Source organism: Endobacter medicaginis, assembly GCF_014192375.1.
Lineage (GTDB): Bacteria > Pseudomonadota > Alphaproteobacteria > Acetobacterales > Acetobacteraceae > Endobacter > Endobacter medicaginis.
Genome location: NZ_JACHXV010000060.1, coordinates 1 through 1,238 on the forward strand (window position 1 = coordinate 1; position 1,238 = coordinate 1,238).

Below are 1,238 nucleotides of genomic sequence, written 5' to 3' on the forward strand. Positions count from 1 at the left end.
ATCGCTACCCGATACGATCGCCTCGCCATCAACTTTCACGCAGCAGTCTGCATCGCAGCCGTCGTCAGCTACTGGTTATGAGTCCCAGCCCTAGCTTGAGCGTAGGTGCTCCTGACTGCTCAACGAACTCACCGTCCTTCAGAAAACTAATTTGTGGTAAAAGTGCCTCATCGATCAGAAAAGAACCAGCCTTACCATCGATCTCGCCGGTTGCAAGATTGATGACCGCGGCATTCTCAACGCCAAACCGCATGATGTTGGTCAAATGCTTGGAGAGGATGGTTTGCGACAGCTGTTGCACGCGCTGTTCTATCAATCGCTGCAGATCTGTCGGGCTGATGAGCCGATCTTCCCCCGGATATCGGTAATAAATGTGTCCTTGGGCCATGTCTCCGGTGTTGTGTATGGTTATTACGGGCTTGGTATGAGCGGGTGCGACATAGACGATACCAAGTTTCTTTCCATTAATAATATGTATTTTAGTATAAATATCTAAGCCTATACCAAGCTGGTCACGGATGTTCTGATTGAGTTTGTTGAGGTCGTATTTCTCAAATTTGTCATCTGAAAGTCCTATGATATTAAAAGTCCCGTTCTCTACGCCGAATACAAAATACCCACCTTTGTTGTTGCAAAATGCCGCAATTGTCTTCATAATGAAATTGACAGATTTCTTGCATTCTATTTGGTCTGTTTCCGTAATCGCCAGAGAATTTGGCAGACCTAGTTTGACCGGAAGCAACTTCGTCAAGCGCGCCGGACTCAGAGGGCCATCGTCACCGAGGGCCAACGGTCGAACGTTTTCCATAAACTGATCGAGTTCAGCGGCACTGGCAGCCGGGGTCGCGAAATATTTTTTTATTTGGCCGTTTTTAATGTTGGAAATTCGGCCACTATTGATGTCATTGGTTGCATCCCCGCGGGCACGATTAATTAGGCCGGCGATCTCCTGATTGGAATGTTTGCGCCCTGCGACGAGCGCCTTGATCACGGAGACTTCAGACTCAGTCAGCGAGTTTCTTTTTGAGGGTTTCCTTTTAGGGTCCTTAGCTTCGCCTGTGCTCATAGTTACCCCTCCCCAATCTTAGACGGCTCTACCCGACGCGATGAAGAGCGTGCGATTTGATCGCCCGACTGACCACTCTAGAGGGTGTTATGTACTTCCCGACCGGCCTGATTCATATGGGAGGGCATGACGAGTGCCCGCAAGCCGTATCCCTCTGACGTTTCCGACGACG

At 49.4% G+C, this 1,238-nt stretch carries 1 protein-coding gene and 1 pseudogene; one reads left to right on the plus strand and one right to left on the minus strand.

Annotated elements, in window-relative coordinates; genetic code table 11:
* Positions 1–81: pseudogene (locus tag FHR90_RS17170) on the plus strand (IS5/IS1182 family transposase); the annotation flags it as partial.
* Here the strand turns inward: FHR90_RS17170 and FHR90_RS17175 are convergent.
* Positions 65–1,066, minus strand: a complete 1,002-nt coding sequence (locus FHR90_RS17175; RefSeq protein ID WP_183275559.1) for an AlbA family DNA-binding domain-containing protein — start codon at positions 1,064–1,066, stop codon at positions 65–67. The pseudogene FHR90_RS17170 and the gene FHR90_RS17175 overlap by 17 nt on opposite strands.
* Positions 1,067–1,238: the final 172 nt, after the last annotated feature.